General features: G+C 53.8%; 16 protein-coding genes. 6 read left to right on the top strand and 10 right to left on the bottom strand.

The features are described 5' to 3' along the window. Positions 1-124 precede the first annotated feature (124 nt). Together NSQ46_RS29065 and NSQ46_RS29070 are read left to right on the top strand one after the other, a co-directional pair. A complete protein-coding gene (locus NSQ46_RS29065; protein ID WP_251537840.1) occupies positions 125-1,573 on the top strand; it encodes an amino acid ABC transporter substrate-binding protein/permease in 1,449 nt (482 codons plus the stop codon). Beyond that, positions 1,566-2,294 (top strand): amino acid ABC transporter ATP-binding protein, encoded by a 729-nt coding sequence (locus NSQ46_RS29070; RefSeq protein WP_251537839.1) that lies wholly within the window; start codon positions 1,566-1,568, stop codon positions 2,292-2,294. The genes NSQ46_RS29065 and NSQ46_RS29070 overlap by 8 nt, the downstream gene beginning before the upstream one ends. Before the next feature lie 131 nt (positions 2,295-2,425). Here the strand turns inward: NSQ46_RS29070 and NSQ46_RS29075 are convergent, their stop codons facing one another. The 9 genes from NSQ46_RS29075 to NSQ46_RS29115 form a co-directional block, all read right to left on the bottom strand. Then, on the bottom strand, positions 2,426-3,496 hold the full coding sequence (locus NSQ46_RS29075; RefSeq protein ID WP_251537837.1) for a HAMP domain-containing sensor histidine kinase: 1,071 nt from the start codon (positions 3,494-3,496) through the stop codon (positions 2,426-2,428). Then, entirely contained in the window at positions 3,496-4,161 is a 666-nt protein-coding gene (locus NSQ46_RS29080; protein WP_342575732.1) for a response regulator transcription factor, read from the bottom strand. Before NSQ46_RS29080 ends, NSQ46_RS29075 begins: the two co-directional genes overlap by 1 nt. Positions 4,162-4,209: 48 nt before the next feature. Next, entirely contained in the window at positions 4,210-6,003 is a 1,794-nt protein-coding gene (locus NSQ46_RS29085) for an ABC transporter ATP-binding protein (RefSeq protein WP_213613393.1), read from the bottom strand. 250 nt (positions 6,004-6,253) lie between these two features. Next, complete coding sequence (locus NSQ46_RS29090) at positions 6,254-6,523, bottom strand: HPr family phosphocarrier protein (RefSeq protein WP_007133000.1); 270 nt, start codon at positions 6,521-6,523, stop codon at positions 6,254-6,256. A 100-nt stretch (positions 6,524-6,623) separates the two neighbouring features. Then, positions 6,624-7,553 carry a DNA-binding protein WhiA gene (gene whiA, locus NSQ46_RS29095; protein ID WP_028406089.1) on the bottom strand — a complete coding sequence of 310 codons (930 nt, stop codon included), beginning with the start codon at positions 7,551-7,553 and terminating at the stop codon, positions 6,624-6,626. A 5-nt stretch (positions 7,554-7,558) separates the two neighbouring features. Continuing rightward, the gene (locus NSQ46_RS29100) at positions 7,559-8,500 is read right to left on the bottom strand and encodes a YvcK family protein (protein ID WP_186311136.1); all 942 of its coding nucleotides are present in this window, start codon (positions 8,498-8,500) and stop codon (positions 7,559-7,561) included. A 57-nt stretch (positions 8,501-8,557) separates the two neighbouring features. Further along, a complete protein-coding gene (rapZ, locus tag NSQ46_RS29105; RefSeq protein WP_007132997.1) occupies positions 8,558-9,466 on the bottom strand; it encodes an RNase adapter RapZ in 909 nt (302 codons plus the stop codon). A 43-nt stretch (positions 9,467-9,509) separates the two neighbouring features. Further along, positions 9,510-10,460: an ROK family glucokinase gene (locus NSQ46_RS29110; RefSeq protein ID WP_007132996.1), complete on the bottom strand. Its 951-nt coding sequence runs from the start codon at positions 10,458-10,460 to the stop codon at positions 9,510-9,512. 324 nt (positions 10,461-10,784) lie between these two features. Next, complete coding sequence (locus NSQ46_RS29115) at positions 10,785-11,270, bottom strand: hypothetical protein (protein ID WP_342575740.1); 486 nt, start codon at positions 11,268-11,270, stop codon at positions 10,785-10,787. A gap of 406 nt (positions 11,271-11,676) precedes the next feature. On the opposite strand from NSQ46_RS29115, the gene NSQ46_RS29120 reads away from it, so the two are divergent. Genes NSQ46_RS29120 through NSQ46_RS29135 form a run of 4 tightly spaced genes read left to right on the top strand, consistent with a single transcriptional unit; the run spans position 11,677 to position 15,122 of the window. Beyond that, positions 11,677-12,603 carry an ABC transporter ATP-binding protein gene (locus NSQ46_RS29120; RefSeq protein ID WP_028406093.1) on the top strand — a complete coding sequence of 309 codons (927 nt, stop codon included), beginning with the start codon at positions 11,677-11,679 and terminating at the stop codon, positions 12,601-12,603. Between the two features lies 1 nt (position 12,604). Next, the gene (locus NSQ46_RS29125) at positions 12,605-13,351 is read left to right on the top strand and encodes an ABC transporter permease (protein ID WP_007132993.1); all 747 of its coding nucleotides are present in this window, start codon (positions 12,605-12,607) and stop codon (positions 13,349-13,351) included. A gap of 21 nt (positions 13,352-13,372) precedes the next feature. Further along, positions 13,373-14,590 (top strand): sensor histidine kinase, encoded by a 1,218-nt coding sequence (locus NSQ46_RS29130; protein ID WP_007132992.1) that lies wholly within the window; start codon positions 13,373-13,375, stop codon positions 14,588-14,590. Further along, positions 14,517-15,122, top strand: a complete 606-nt coding sequence (locus NSQ46_RS29135; protein ID WP_050954105.1) for a response regulator transcription factor — start codon at positions 14,517-14,519, stop codon at positions 15,120-15,122. Before NSQ46_RS29130 ends, NSQ46_RS29135 begins: the two co-directional genes overlap by 74 nt. Positions 15,123-15,462: 340 nt before the next feature. Here the strand turns inward: NSQ46_RS29135 and NSQ46_RS29140 are convergent, their stop codons facing one another. Next, the gene (locus tag NSQ46_RS29140; RefSeq protein WP_007132989.1) at positions 15,463-15,642 is read right to left on the bottom strand and encodes a hypothetical protein; all 180 of its coding nucleotides are present in this window, start codon (positions 15,640-15,642) and stop codon (positions 15,463-15,465) included. Positions 15,643-15,788 lie beyond the last annotated feature (146 nt).

A 15,788-nucleotide genomic window follows, 5' to 3' on the forward strand; every position in this document is an offset into this window, starting at 1 on the left:
GTGGTTGCAGGCCGCTATGACAAATAAAATAGAAATAGAGGACGAAATAGGCAGCAGGATGTTAATGTAAGATGGTAAGTGGGTAACTAACTTAATATGTTGTTTTTAACATGAGGAGGTCATTATGAGATTAATACGGGGTGTAGTACTTGCCTTGGTCCTGCTGCTCGCTGCAACGACGGGCGTACCGGTGTTGGCGCAAAGCCAGGCGGATCAGCCGGGATCGGGCAAAACCTATCTGATCGGTACGGACGTCACGTTCGCTCCGTTTGAATTCCAGGATCCGAGCGGCGAATTCGTCGGCATCGACATGGATTTAATGAAAGCGATCGCCAAAGATCAGAACTTCAAATACGAGATCAGGCCGCTCGGCTTCAACGCAGCCGTTCAGGCATTGGAAGCCGGCCAGGTGGACGGCGTCATCGCCGGCATGAGCATCACGGAGGAACGGAAGCAGAAATTCGATTTCTCGGACCCTTATTTCGATTCCGGTGTCGTGATGGCCGTCCGTAAGGACCAAGAGGGTATTCAAAGCTACGAGGATTTGCGAGGCAAGAAGGTGGCGGTCAAAACCGGCACGGAGGGCTACAGCTTCGCCGAATCCATCGCATCGAAATACGGCTTCACCATCGTGCCGTTCGATGACTCGGCCCAGATGTACGAAGATGTCAAAACCGGCAATTCCGTCGCTTGCTTTGACGATTATCCGGTGCTGGCTTACGGCGTCAAGCAAAATAACGGGCTGAAGCTCGTTACCGACAAAGAACCCGGGGCATCCTACGGCTTTGCCGTTCAGAAGGGGCAGAACCAGGAGCTTATGGAGAAATTCAACGCCGGGCTGGCTAATCTGAAGGCAAACGGCGAGTATAACCGCATTCTCGAAACATACATTGGCGAGAACGCCGCTGGACCGGCTAACCAGAGCCGTCTCGGATTGATTGCCGAGTCGATGCCGGCACTGCTCACAGGTCTCGGCAAAACGCTGCTGCTTACCTTCGTATCGCTGTTCTTCGCCTTCTTCATCGGCCTGATCTTCGGCTTCATGAAGGTGGGCCGCAACAAATGGCTTCGGGGAATTGCAACCGTCTTTGTCGACATCTTCCGCGGCATTCCGCTGCTGGTGCTTGCCTTCTTCATCTATTTCGGCATTCCGCAGGCTCTCGGATTCACGATGTCCCCGCTGGTGGCAGCCATTCTGACTTTGAGCCTCAATGCCGGGGCTTACGTGACGGAAATTATCCGCGGCGGCATCCAGTCCATCGATCCCGGCCAGCTGGAAGCAGCCCGCTCGCTCGGGTTGCCGTATCGCAAGGCGATGATGAAGATCATCATCCCGCAGGCCGTCAAAATCATGATTCCAACGTTTATCAACCAGCTCGTCATTACGCTGAAGGATACGTCCATTCTGTCGGTCATCGGTTTGGTCGAATTGACCCAATCGGGTAAAATCGTCATTGCAAGAACGTTCGCATCATTTGATATCTGGCTGGTCGTAGCGATCATGTATCTGATTGTTATCACCATTCTGACGAAGATTGCGAACCGTCTGGAAAGGAGGGTTCGAGTTGGGTAAAATCCGTGTAGAAGGACTGAAGAAGAGCTACGGCTCGAACGAGGTGCTGAAGGGCATCGACATGCAGGTACAGGAAGGTGAGGTCGTCTGCGTGATCGGCCCGTCGGGCTCGGGGAAGAGCACCTTCCTCCGGTGCATCAACCGGCTGGAGGATATCACGGCCGGCAGAGTCATCGTGGACGAACGGGACATCAACGATCCGAAAACCGACATCAACAAGGTACGGGAAAATATCGGCATGGTGTTCCAGCACTTCAACCTGTTCCCCCATTTCAACGTGTTGAAGAACATTATGTTTGCCCCGGTCGAGCTCGGCAAGCAAACGAAGGAGGAAGCGCGGGCCACGGCCCTGCGGCTGCTGGAACGGGTAGGGCTGTCCGATAAGGCGGAGGCCTTTCCTAGCCAGCTCTCGGGCGGACAGAAGCAGCGGGTCGCGATTGCACGGGCGCTCGCCATGAACCCTGACATCATGCTGTTCGATGAGCCAACGTCGGCGCTTGATCCGGAGATGGTCGGCGAGGTGCTCGGCGTCATGAAGGATCTGGCGCGCGAAGGGATGACGATGATGATCGTCACGCATGAAATGGGCTTTGCCCGCGAGGTATCCGATCGGGTCATCTTTATGGACGGCGGCTATATCGTGGAGGAAGGACCGCCCGCAGAGGTATTCGGCAATCCGAAGAACGAGCGGACGATCAGCTTCCTGGAGAAAGTGCTATGACGCTGAACGGCTGTAACCCAAGTGACAGCCGCAGCGTCTTGGCGTAAGGTTCCCACTTACCAACGCAACAAACAAAGACAAGGCTCACCGGACATCTCGCGATGGCAGGTGAGCCTTGTTGCGTCCGCCCCTCATTCGGGAGGAGGCGCAAGCGGCACCCTCACGGTAAAGACGGAGCCTTCTCCGGGCCTGGACAGCACGGTCACAGTCCCTTGATGGATGTCGACGATCCGCTTCACGATCGACAGCCCGAGTCCGCTCCCCCCGGCCTCACGATTTCGCGATTTATCCGCCTTGTAGAAGCGTTCGAAGATGCGCAGCTGATCCGCTTCCGACATCCCGATTCCCGTATCGGCAATCGTAGCAACGGCCTCTTCCCGGTCTGCCTTCAGCTCAATCGTAATCACGCCGCCCTCCGGGGTGAATTTGATGCTGTTGTGCAGCAGATTCATCCACACTTGACTCATTAAATCCTCCGACGCCCGGACTTCCACCTGCGCCAGCTCGAGATCCACTTGTATCCGCTTCGCCAGCCATTGCGGCTCACTTGCAAGCACCACGGCGCGAAGCTGCCCATCTAACCGGTAGGGCTGCATATCGAACGCGGTCCGGTCCCCTTCGAGCGAGGACAGCTTCAGCAGATTATCGCTAAGCTGGGACAAGCGTCTGCTCTCTCCCTCAATGATCTCCAGGTAATGATTCCTTCGCTCCTCCGTCAGCCGGGGATTGCGAAGCGCCCTTGCAAAGCCGCGAATGGACGTCAGCGGCGACTGGATTTCATGCGATACGTTCGAGATGAAATCCTGGCGCATCGTCTCCATCCGCCCAAGCCCTTCGGCCATGTCGTTAATGCCGGTCGCAATCATTTTAAATTCACCGGGCAGCTTATGCTCCTCCATCTTGACGTTGAAATCACCTTGAGAGATGCGGCGCATCGCATCAATCATCGCATTCAAAACGGCCATCTGCTTGTGTTTGAACATCAGTCCGATCAGCATAATGCATAAGAAGAATATCACGACGCCAAGAAACAAGTCGATGATCTGCGCGAAATAAGCCGATGACGGCGCACCCGTCTTCGTGTACACGACCTTGGTCAGATAAGTCGCGGCCGTCCAGGAGACGGCCAGCACGGCGAAGAGGACAATGATCTGCAGGATCTCCCTCAGGATTCTCCATGCCCATTTGCCGGTTTTGCGCACTAGTCCTCACACCCCTCCAGCCGGTAGCCGAGCCCGCGCACGGTGCGTATGCGAAACCGGTATTTCGCCTCAGGGAACCGCTCCCGCAGCCGGTTCACATGGACGTCGAGCGTCCGTTCATTCCCCTCAAAATCATAGCCCCAAATATCCTCGATCAGCCGGTCCCGGGGCAGCGTGCTGCCCGGATAACTGGCCAGCTTGAATAGCAGCTCGAATTCCTTCAGCGGCAGCGTGAATGTCTCCTCATCCGTCTTCGCTTCATAGGTGCGGCGGTTCACGGCGGTGACCGTCTGCGAGGCGGCCACCTGATACCGCTTCAGCAGCGCCTTCACCCGAACCACCAGCTCGGCCGGCTCAAAGGGCTTCACCAGATAATCATCGGTACCGAGCTCGAAGCCCTTCACAATCTGCCTGGTTTCCCCTTTGGCAGTCAGCATCAGCACCGGAACGCCGTCATGCCGGCGAATCTCCCGGCACAGCTCCCAGCCGTCCATATTCGGCATCATTATATCCATCACGACCAGATCAACGGGGCTCTGTTCCATCACGCTCAGCGCCGCCAGTCCATCCGGAGCTTCCAGGACGTCCATGCCGGCCTCCTCCAGAAACACCTTCACCAGCTCCCGAATATTCGGATCATCATCGACGACCAATATGTTTGCCATATCCATCCCTTTCTTTCCGAAGCATTATCCCCTGCCCCGGCCTGCTTCCTAGGCCTCCGGACTTTCGTTCATCTGTAACTGCTGAGCTGCAAATTCCCTGTACATCGCATGCTCCCGTACCAATTCCTCATGGGTGCCCCTTCCGGTAACGGCCCCCTTCTCGATGAAAATGATCTGGTCCGCGCCCACCACCGTCGACAGCCGGTGAGCGATAATAATCGTCGTCCTTCCGGCCATCAGGTTCTTCAGCGCCTTCTGGACTTCAATCTCGGAGCGGCTGTCCAGGCTCGAGGTCGCCTCGTCCAGCATCAATATTTTCGGATCCCGGAGCAGTGCCCTCGCAATCGCAATCCGCTGCCGTTGTCCGCCCGAAAGCTTGATCCCTCGCTCACCTACATCGGTATCGAAGCCGTTAGGCAGCTCATCGATAAATCCGTCCGCATAAGCCATTTCAGCCGCTCTCCGGATTTCCGCGTCGCTGATGTCCCGCTCCGTCCCATAACACAGATTCTCGCGGATCGTACCGGCAATCATCGGGCTTTCCTGCGAGACATAACCGATCAATCCGCGCCAGGACCGTAGAGCAAATGTATGAATCGGATCCTGGCCAAGCTTAATCTGTCCCTCCTGCGGCAGGTAGAAACGTTCCAGCATGGAGAACAGCGTCGTTTTCCCGCCTCCGCTCGGCCCGACAACGGCCGTAACCGTCCCCGGCTCCATCCGGAAGCTGACATTCTTCAGCACCGGCTCACCCGGCTTGTAGCTGAAAGTCAGATGCTCAATCGATACCGGCTGGTTCGCATCAAGTACATCCATCCCATCCTCGAACGCCTCTTCCTCGGCATCGAGCGCCTCCAAGATCCGCTCGGTAGCCCCCTTTGCCTTCTGAAGCTGGGTGAAGAACGTTGTCAGCTGCGTCATCGGCATGACGATCTGAATCAGGTATAGAATGAACGCCACGAGCTCGCCTGCCGTCAGCGCCCCGGTCGACACCTGCAATCCGCCGTAGCCGATGACGACGACGAGCAGCATCATCAGCACAAAGGACATCAGCGGCGCGATCCAGGCGGATACGATGCCTTCCTTAATGCCGAATCTCAACAGATTCCTTATGCCTCTGCTGCCGTTAGCGTACTCCCGATTCTCCGCATTGGAGGCCTTGACCAGACGGATCTCGGACAGCACCTGGCTGATATTCGCCGTAAACGATGCGGTCTCATCCTGCATGCCCAGCGATATTTTATACATTTTGCGTCCCAGAGGAACGAGGATCAGCGCAGCAATCGGAATGACGACGAACATGGTCAGCGTCATTTTCCAGTTCAGATACAGCAGCACCCCGATGGATCCGACGATCGACACGATCCCGCTGGCGAAGCCGGCTGCATGATCGGAGATCAGGCCCTTAATGACACTTGTATCATTCGTCATTCGGCTGACCGTTTCCCCTGACCGGTTATGATCGTAATAGCTTACCGGCAGCACCAGCAGCTTCTTCCACAGCCGGTCCCGCAGGGCGGCCACCATCTTCTGTCCCGTATAGCTCAGCAAATAGATCGAGAAGCCTGCGGCGATCGTCTGCACGATAAATGCGATGCCAAGCCCTATGATATGGCTCCGGTTCATATCCGTTAAGGAAAAGCCATCCACCAGGTTTTTCGTAAACATCGGAATGACCAGCCCGACCAGCGTCGAGACGACATTGAGCAGAATGGCGCCCACGAGCAGGGCCATCGGCGGCTTGGTCTCTTTCAACAGGCGGAAAAACGCCTGCGAGCCTGCTTTTCGATTCTCGTCTTGTGACGCCTGAAGATCGTCTGCCGTATTTTCCAGTACACTCATTGTTTCTCTTCCCTTCCCCGTCCGATTATTTATGGTGTAAGGTCAGAATAAAACAACAAGTTAAACTGAAGTTAAACAACAGCTTTCCGGGTCAGAAACAAAAAAAGGCGGAATCGCTTCCCCTTTTCTGTAAAGTCATATGTAGATCTAACATGCTCCGCGCGATGCATACTTGGGTATGGGGCACGTCGCTCGCCCATATATTAAAAAAAGCCTTGCAAACACAAGACTTTTCTTAAACATGGATGGCTTATTGGTTCTCGAGTTCCTCTTTGCTCACAAGATTAACCAGAGAAGTAACCGCTTGCTCGGCATCGGCTCCTTCAGCGCTAATATGCACTTCCGTACCCGAGCTGATTGCAAGGCTCATAATTCCCATGATACTTTTGGCATTTACTTTTTTATCATCTTTCTCAACAAAAATTTCAGATGAGTATTTATTCGCTTCCTGAACGAACAGCGCGGCCGGTCTAGCATGGAGCCCCGTCTTCAACCGAACGACTACCGGGTGCTTTGTCATGAAAATTACCCCCTATCTTATAAATCTGCGGTATTGAAAGCGTCTTGACATTTTATAATATTATACCATTTTAGCATACAGGACACTAGAAGAAAAAATGTCAGGTATTGCGGATCTTTTCGGCCATTTCATCGATCTTGCGCAGACGGTGGTTGACGCCCGACTTGCTGACGGTCCCCTTGAGGAGTTCCCCGACCTCTTTGAGGTTCATATCGGGATGAGCCAGCCGGATTTCGGCGACCTCCCGCAGTTTGTCCGGCAAATTCTCAAGTCCTACTTCCTTCTGAAGCAGCTTGATGTTCTCGATTTGACGAACAGCGGCACCGATCGTTTTGTTGAGATTGGCGGTCTCGCAGTTCACGATCCGATTCACCGAGTTGCGCATGTCGCGCATAATGCGGACATCCTCGAATTTAAACAGCGCTTGATGAGCGCCGATCAGATTGAGGAACTCAATGATCTTCTCGCCTTCCTTAATGTAGAAGATAAAGCCCTTCTTGCGTTCGATGCAGCGCGCATTCAGGCGAAACTGGTTAGCAAGCTCAACGAGGGACTGACAGTGCTCCTCATACATCGAAGCAATCTCGAGATGATACGAAGAACCTTCCGGATTGTTCACCGATCCGCCCGCCATGAAGGCACCGCGGAGATACGCCCGTTTACAGCAATTTTTCCGGATGATCTTCTCATCGATCCGGGACTGAAACAGAAATCCCTCGGACACGATGCGAAGCTCCTTCAAAATTTCCTGAACCTGGGCCGGAATCCGGACGATATATACGTTATTCTTCTTCAAACGCATTTTTTTACGCACCAAAAGCTCGGTATGCGCCTGGAAATGCTTCTTAATTAAGGAATAAATACGCCTTGCAATCGCGGCATTTTCCGTCGAAATATCCAAAATCACCTTTTTGTTGGACAGCTGAACAGAACCGTTCATCCGGATCAACGCGGACAGCTCGGCTTTCTCGCAGCAGTTTTGGCTTTCGACCATCGTTAGTTCCTTCTTCGTTTGTGCCGCAAAGGACAAGGTACTCACCCCTTTCGTGAAATCCAGTCTTGCACCAGCTGGAAAATATGGTTGCTCAGCTTGTCGGCATCATGCCGCAAGTATGTTCGAAATAGCACAAGCTTATCCGCAATAAGTTTATATCCACGGCTGGTCACCTCATCACGGTCCAAATAGACGGGCTTGGCACCCTTCTGGGCATACTTATCCTGAACCTGAGGCGGAATCTCTCCATCATTAACAATAACATAATCGAACAGGTGAAGACCAATATGGTCATACACCGCCTGGAGATGATCGCTCACCGTATAATTATCTGTCTCGCCGGGCTGCGTCATAACATTGCAGACGAAAATTTTAATCGCCTCCGAGGCGACGATCGCCTCGGACAGCTTCGGAACGAGCAGATTTGGCAAAATACTCGTATATAAGCTCCCTGGACCGATCAATATCGCATCCGCCTGCTGAATCGCTTCCAGCGCCTCCGGCAGCGGCTCGACATGCTCCGGCTCCAGGAATATCCGCTTGATGCGGCCTCCGGCCTCCGGGATTTTGGATTCACCGGTGACAATGGTGCCATCCTCCATCTCCGCGTGCAGGATGACGGCTTCACCGGCTGCGGGCAGCACCTGTCCGCGAACAACAAAAACCCGGCTCATCTCCTTGACTGCCGTGACAAAATCTCCGTGCAAATCCGTCATGGCAGCCAGGATCAGATTGCCGAGGCTGTGGCCGGCCAGTCCCGACCCTGACTTGAAACGGTATTTCAGTATATCCGATAGCAGCGGCTCCACGTCGGCTAGCGCCGTAAGCACATTGCGGATGTCTCCGGGGGGAGGCATCTGCAGCTCGCTTCGCAATATGCCGGAGCTTCCTCCGTCATCTGCGACCGTGACAATGGCCGTTATATCGAGCGGTTTTTCCTTAAGGCCCCGAAGCATAACGGACAGCCCGGTGCCTCCGCCCATTACGACAATGCGGGGGCGCTTTCTAGCTTGCACAGCCACATCTATCACTTCCCTTAATTAATGCCGATCCCGCTCGGAATCCCGGTGGCTCACCGATACGGACTCCGTCTCGCTTACGCCCAGCATCTTGCCGAGGTACTCCGCAATCGCTACCGAACGATGCTTGCCGCCGGTGCAGCCGATGCCGATGATGACCTGGCTCTTGCCTTCCTTGCGATACTGGGGGATCAAGAAATGCAGCATATCCAGCAGTTTTGTCAGAAAAGCCTGGGTTTCCGGCCATTTCATTACGTAGTCGTACACGTCGCTGTCCTGGCCCGTGTTCGGGCGGAGCTGCTCGACGTAATGAGGGTTCGGCAGGAACCGGACGTCAAAAACCAGGTCTGCGTCAATCGGAATGCCGTATTTAAACCCGAACGACGTAATGTTGACCGACAGAATGCTGCTTTCAAGATGCGTGAAACGCGAGATGATTTTCTCCTTTAATTTGAGCGGCTTCATATTGCTCGTATCGATCACTTGTGTTGCCGAGTTTTTCAGCTCTTCGAGCATTTTCCGTTCCAGTCGGATCCCGTCAAGCGGCATGCCTTCCGGAGCGAGCGGATGGCGGCGACGGGTCTCCTTATAACGCTGAACGAGTACGGAATCGGTCGCATCGAGGAACAGAATTTCACAGTGAATCGTGAAGTGATCCTTAATATAATTTAGCGATTCCGACAAGGCCGTGAAGAATTCACGTCCGCGCAGGTCGATGACCAGCGCAACCTTGCCGATCTTGCCCTTGGACTGATCGATCAGTTCCGCGAATTTCGGGATGAGCACCGGGGGCAGGTTATCCACGCAGAAGAACCCAAGATCCTCCAGACTTTGCACGGCCAATGTTTTACCTGCTCCCGACATCCCGGTAATGATGATCAGGGTGGCCATCGATGATGTGTTGCTGCCTCGTTCGGCTGCTTCCAGCATCAGCTTTCCCTCCCTTATAAGTTAAAATCGAATGATGAATTAACTACGAGCGCAGGTGAAGTCCGGCAGCGCCGACGACGCCGGCATCATTGCCAAGCTCGGCCGGCACAATACGCACGCCGCGCTGCAGCGGCTCCGGTGTCAGCTTCGCGAATACCGCCTTCACCTCATCGAACAGAATGTCGCCGGCTTTGGACACGCCGCCGCCGATAATATAAGCTTCCGGGTTCAGGACAGCCGATACGGCAGCCATCGATTTGCCCAGGTAATACGCTGCGCGATTTACGATGCGGATCGCCACTTCGTCGCCCGCCTTCGCCGCGTCGAACACTTCCTTGGCCGCGATGTTCTGCACGAGCGACAGGGAGGTGCGGTCTCCGCGCTCCACGGCGTCCTTCGCCATGCGAATGATGCCGGTAGCGGAGGATACGGTCTCCAGGCAGCCCATTTTCCCGCAGCCGCATTGGATGGCTTCCAGATCAGGGACAACCGAAATATGTCCGAGCTCGCCGGCCATTCCCCCGAAGCCTTGATAAATTTTGCCGTTAATGATGATGCCGCCGCCTACGCCGGTTCCCAGGGTATAGCATACGCAGTTATCAACTCCGCGGCCCGCGCCGCTCCATGCTTCTCCAAGCGCCGCTACATTCGCATCGTTGTCTATTTTGATCGGCTTGCCAAGACGCTCCTCCAAAATGGCGCGAATCGGTACATCCTTGAATCCTACATTCGGTGCCAGAATAATGATGCCTTCACGAATGTTCGTGAAGCCTGCGAATCCGGCTCCCACTCCGGCCAGCTGATCCCAGGTGTATGGCGATTCCTCCACAATGTGACGCACATATTTTTCAATGTTGTCAATTACCGTGTCAACGCCCTTTGCTGTTTCCGTAGGCCCCTCAAACTTATGCAGAAGATGCCCTTCCTCGTCGCAAATTCCGACTTTGATTGCCGTTCCGCCCAGGTCGACACCGACGTAGATCTTCTCAGACATGTTACAAGCCACCTTTTTCCTTCTATAATTTATAGATTGCTCCTACTGTACCCACTATAATTGAAGGCACCCCTGCGGTCAAGAGAAGACAAGGGGATAGAAATCCCTTATAGGCCGCAGAAAGTCGGGATGTCCAAGGTGCTCATGACCCCCTTAACAAAAACAGGCACCGTTTCATTTTTTATACCTATTGCCAGCGTCACTAACGAATTGATCGCGCCAACCCTCAAATCATCCGGTACTGGGCATGTGGGCTAAAGGCTGCAGAAATGTTGGATAGCGAAAAAAGAACACCGAATCTAACTCCGGTATTCTTACTCGCAATCAATACAGGTCGTATTTCCGCAAAACTTGGTTTTTCAGGGAAGTTTTAAACGCAAGGTCCTGCTGCCCCATAGGCATATCGGAATCATCGGTATTATCCAGGTTAAATTTACCGTTGTTCATGTTGATGATGCTGTACTGGCCGAACGTATTGTCTTTTAGAAAAAGAATGTACCTGCTGCCCTTCTTCAATTCGCGGTAATCATCCATAATGATTTTCGTCTTTTGGTTCCCGGACTCTTCTATAATGCTTAACGGTTCAATGAGCTCCATCATCTCGCCGATGTCTATCCCGTCCGGTTGTTTGATAACCTTCTCGATCCTCAGCTCGGTCATTGTATAGAAATCCTGGATCATTCCATCTTCAAAATATTGCGCCATATGTTCCCGATCCTCAAAATCCTTAATCGGGGAACCGATAACGATCACGTCCGCGGCTTGATCGAGTTCCTCGATCGTGTCGAATGCGATATATTTGGCATCCATATTAACTGTTCCTGTTATTGGACGATCTTTATCCGGATTCCCTGCACTCGTTGCAAAGTATAAAGATGATGCAGCAAGAATAGATACAGCTACTAAAAATATCGTGCTTTTTTTGATGAGAACTTCCCCCTTCCATCTATTCTCCCCATTGGCCTTATTGCATTTCTATTGTCCGTTCTTGGTAAGAATGTCAGCTGATTGATATATAGTAGACGCTCTAAGAATGGTAAAAGTTATATGGGAAAATGTTTGGCATGAATTCCATCACTAAACCAATCGTCCAGCTGTCTCCCTGCAACATGACAAAAGTCATTTCAAACCGGTGACATCCTTTACTAACGCGCCTTTCCCGCTCCCGATATCATGGAATCATGATCACGATAACGAAAACGGAGGTGCGTAACCTATGATACAACAGCTAAGCGGCGAACCGATCGTCGAGCTGAAGCAGGTGACCAAAACGTTCGGAAGCAAGAAAGCCGTGAACCGAGTATCCTTTACGATTGAGCGTGGATCCATTACGGCCATTCTCGGGCCTAACGGCGCGGGCAAATCGACCGCGATCTCCATGATGCTGGGGCTCAAGGACACAAGCGAAGGCGAGGTCCTTCTCTTCGGCCAGAGCCCGAAAGATCTCAAGGTTCGGGAAAAGATCGGAGCGATGCTCCAAGAGGTGAGCGTCATGGACGGCCTGCGGACGCGGGAGATCATCAACCTGATCCGCAGCTATTATCCGAATCCGATGACGCTCGAGGAAATCGCAGCGCTCAGCGGGCTCACTCCCGAGGAACTCGGCAAATGGGCGGTGAAAATGTCCGGCGGCCAGAAACGCAAGCTCAGCTTCGCGCTGGCTATCGCAGGCAACCCCGAGCTGCTGTTCTTCGACGAGCCGACGGTGGGTCTCGACACGTCCGCCCGCCGGCTGTTCTGGCAGACTGTCCGAGGTCTCAAGGCCCAAGGCAAGACCATTTTGTTCACCACGCATTACTTGCAGGAGGCTGACGATATAGCCGAACGCATCGTGCTCTTTCACCAAGGCCAAGTGGCGGCCGACGGTACGCCTGAAGCCATCAAATCCAAGCTTACCCGGCGCACGGTTTCCTTCATCGCGGATGCGGACGGCCAGCAGGTGATACGGCTGCTTCATGAGGTGCCGGGCGTAACGGATGTCTACGAGCAGGACGGGCGGCTCATCGCCGTCACGAGTGATACGGACACAGCGCTGGCGGCACTGTTCCGTGCCGGACTCGCCGTTCGCGATATCCGGATCGATCAGGGCAGTCTGGATGAAGCATTCGATCAGTTAACGATGAGTCAAGGGGAGGCGGGTTAACATGAAAAACCTGAAGTTGATTACGATTCAATGCCGGATGGAACTGCTGCGGATGATTCGCAATCCGTACTATATATTCTGGTCTTTGGCCATGCCGATCTTGTTCTATTTCATCTTCACCCGCATCGTGGATACCGGCGCAGCCGAGGCTGGCCAGTGGCAGGCGCATTACCTCATGTCGATGACCTCCTTCAGCGTCATGGGCACGGCCATTATGTCGCTTGGCATCCGGCTCGTTCAGGAGCGGGTGCAGGGGTGGTCGATCTATATGCGGGTAACGCCGCTTCCGGGCAGCGTCTATTTCTTCGGCAAAATGTTCGTGCAGGCGATCATGCACCTGCTCTGCATCGTTGTTATTTTCACTGCCGGCTATCTCATCAACGGCGTCTCGCTCTCCTTCTGGCAGTGGCTGTTCAGCGGATTGTGGATCCTTATCGCCTCCATTCCTTTCCTCGCGCTCGGTACGCTGATTGGAGCCATGAGGCGCGTCGATACGGCCAGCGGCGTCAGCAACGGCATTTATCTGGCGCTGGCCGTGACCGGCGGCATGTGGTTCCCGATCGAGGCCATGCCAGGCTTCATGCAAGCGATCGGCAAGTGGATGCCTTCCTACCATTTCGGCGGCGGGGCATGGGCCATTACGCGCGGCGAGGCACCAGGCTGGGATCACATCCTGATTTTGACGGGATATTTGCTCGTATTTATGATACTATCCACCTATATTCGGAAAAAACAACAAGCCGATTAAGGGGATGAGTGTGATGGATATATGAGAGGACAAAGATTCGAGGTGTTTCCGCGCCACATGGGATTCTTCCCCTATCTGTGGCTGGTGTATGTAATATTGCCGATCTACAACATGTTCAAATTCGATTCGTGGAAAATGGGCATCGGCTTCTTCCTGCTAGCGGTATTTCTTTTTACGTACCGTCAGCTGTATTTTGAAGTAGAGAAGCGATCGTTTATGTATTGGCTGTTAGTCCAGCTTGCCGTCATCTTCATCTTGTCCACCTGGTATCACCCTACCTTTATGTATATGGGCTTCTTCTCCGCCAACTTCATCGGCTGGTACATTGATGACCGCCGATTCAAAACGGCTATGCTGATCTTCTTCCTTGTCGAAGCGATCCCGCTGGCGCTCTATGCACCAACGCTCGAAACCGCCGATCTCTTGGTGCTCATTCCATTCTTCTTGATCATGCTGCTGTCGCCGCTCGGCTTCCGTTCTCTGAGCAGGCGGCAGAAGCTGGAACAGGAGCTTGCGAAAGCCAATGAGCAAATCCGCAATTTGATTAAAGGCGAAGAACGGATGCGCATCGCCCGCGACCTTCATGACACGCTTGGCCATACGCTGTCGCTCATCACGCTAAAGAGCCAGCTCGTGGAGAAGCTGGTGACGAAGGACCCGATGAAGGCCCAGGCGGAAGCGCGCGAAATCCAGAATACGTCCCGTGCGGCCTTGCGCCAGGTGCGCGAGCTTGTCGCTGAAATGCGGACAGCCACGCTCCCCGAAGAAATCCGGGATGCCCGCATGATTCTGGACAGCGCCGGGATTGAGCTGGTTTGTGAAGGAAATGAGCGGCTGGAAGGAATTCCGGATCTGGCTCATAATATTCTCAGCCTCTGCCTGCGCGAGTCCGTAACGAATGTGGTGAAGCATAGCAAGGCCAGCCAATGCCGGATTCGGATGGAAACGCTGGAGAATGAGTGGCGGATGATCGTCGCCGATAATGGGGTTGGTCTCCCGAACGACAGTCCGCTTCCCGCTGAGGGGAGCAACGGCCTGAAAGGAATGGCGGAACGGCTGTCGTTGATCGGAGGGACGATCGAAGCCCGCTCTAACCAAGGAACGATCATTACCATTCGCGTACCGATCGTCATCAAAAACGAGAACCGGAAGGAGGAGGATACACATGAGCATCCGAGTGGTGATCGCCGAGGATCAGCGCATGCTTCGGGGCGCACTGGCTTCTTTGCTAGATTTTGAGGAGGATATCGATGTGATTGGGCAAGCAGGCAATGGAGATGAGGCTCTGTCTCTGATTGCAGCCCACCGTCCCGATATTTGCCTGCTGGATATCGAGATGCCGGTTCGCAGCGGCCTGGAGGTGGCTGAGGAGATCAAGCGTCTTGGCTATGAATGCCGGGTCATCATCCTGACCACCTTCGCAAGGCCGGGCTATTTCGAGAGGGCGGTCCAAGCAGGCGTTCAAGGATACTTGCTGAAGGATGAGCCGAGCGAGCGGCTGGCGGAAGCGATCCGCCGCGTCATGGACGGCCGCCGGGAGGTTTCGCCCGAGCTTGTCTTCGGGACGATGCGAGATGCGAACCCGCTTACGGAACGTGAACGGGAGGTGCTCCGTCTGGCTGCCGGCGGAAGCAGCTCGAGCGAGATTGCCGCCAAGCTGCATCTATCCTACGGCACGGTCCGCAACTACATGTCTGAAATCTTGAGCAAGCTGGGGGCGAAGAATCGAATCGAGGCGATTACGACTGCGGAGGAAAAGGGATGGATTTGAAGGAATTCTGCCGGGCCGCGTTGGGTCCTGAGTCTGAACGTTGCTCTTCGCCAAAAGACCTCTGGCGTGGAACTTTCGTCCTCCCCGGCTCCCCGCCAATTCTCCACCGGTTGTCCTGGGTTCTGTCCCTTCGAAGCGGCAGCGGTCAGCGCCTTTGACGCCTGCACGTCCTCTCCTATCCTACGAGTGGAAGGCTTGGCTAGGCCCCTATTTTAGATTTAGTGAATACTATCACATTCATATCAATGATTGGGAAGGAGCACCATTGACGCAAGTTCAATTCGGGGGCATGGAGCCCCCAGTAATGTATGCTGTTTATAACTTGCATCGAGTGCTGCACCTACGATTTATTTTTAAAATGGAGGACGATATTGCCTATCCCGCCTAGCGCGAACAGCAGCGACACGAGGCCGAATCCCCACTTCCATGAGCTGCGGTCGGTGATAATCACCACGACCAAAAAGGCTATCGCCGCTAAAAAATTCAACATGGCTACGATCAAAAACTCTTTTTTCTTCATCCTTCAACCTCTACAATCTGACGGGATTTTTCCATGGCTTCAAACCGGATCATACCATATTCCATAAGAAAAATGTCTCTCGACGTACTCACAGAATACAGACCGCGTTAAACGGTTAGTTTTTCTTACGGTATCGGGCAGCAGAT

Origin of the sequence: Paenibacillus sp. FSL M8-0142 (genome assembly GCF_038597315.1) — a bacterium.
Lineage (GTDB): Bacteria > Bacillota > Bacilli > Paenibacillales > Paenibacillaceae > Paenibacillus_AQ > Paenibacillus_AQ lactis.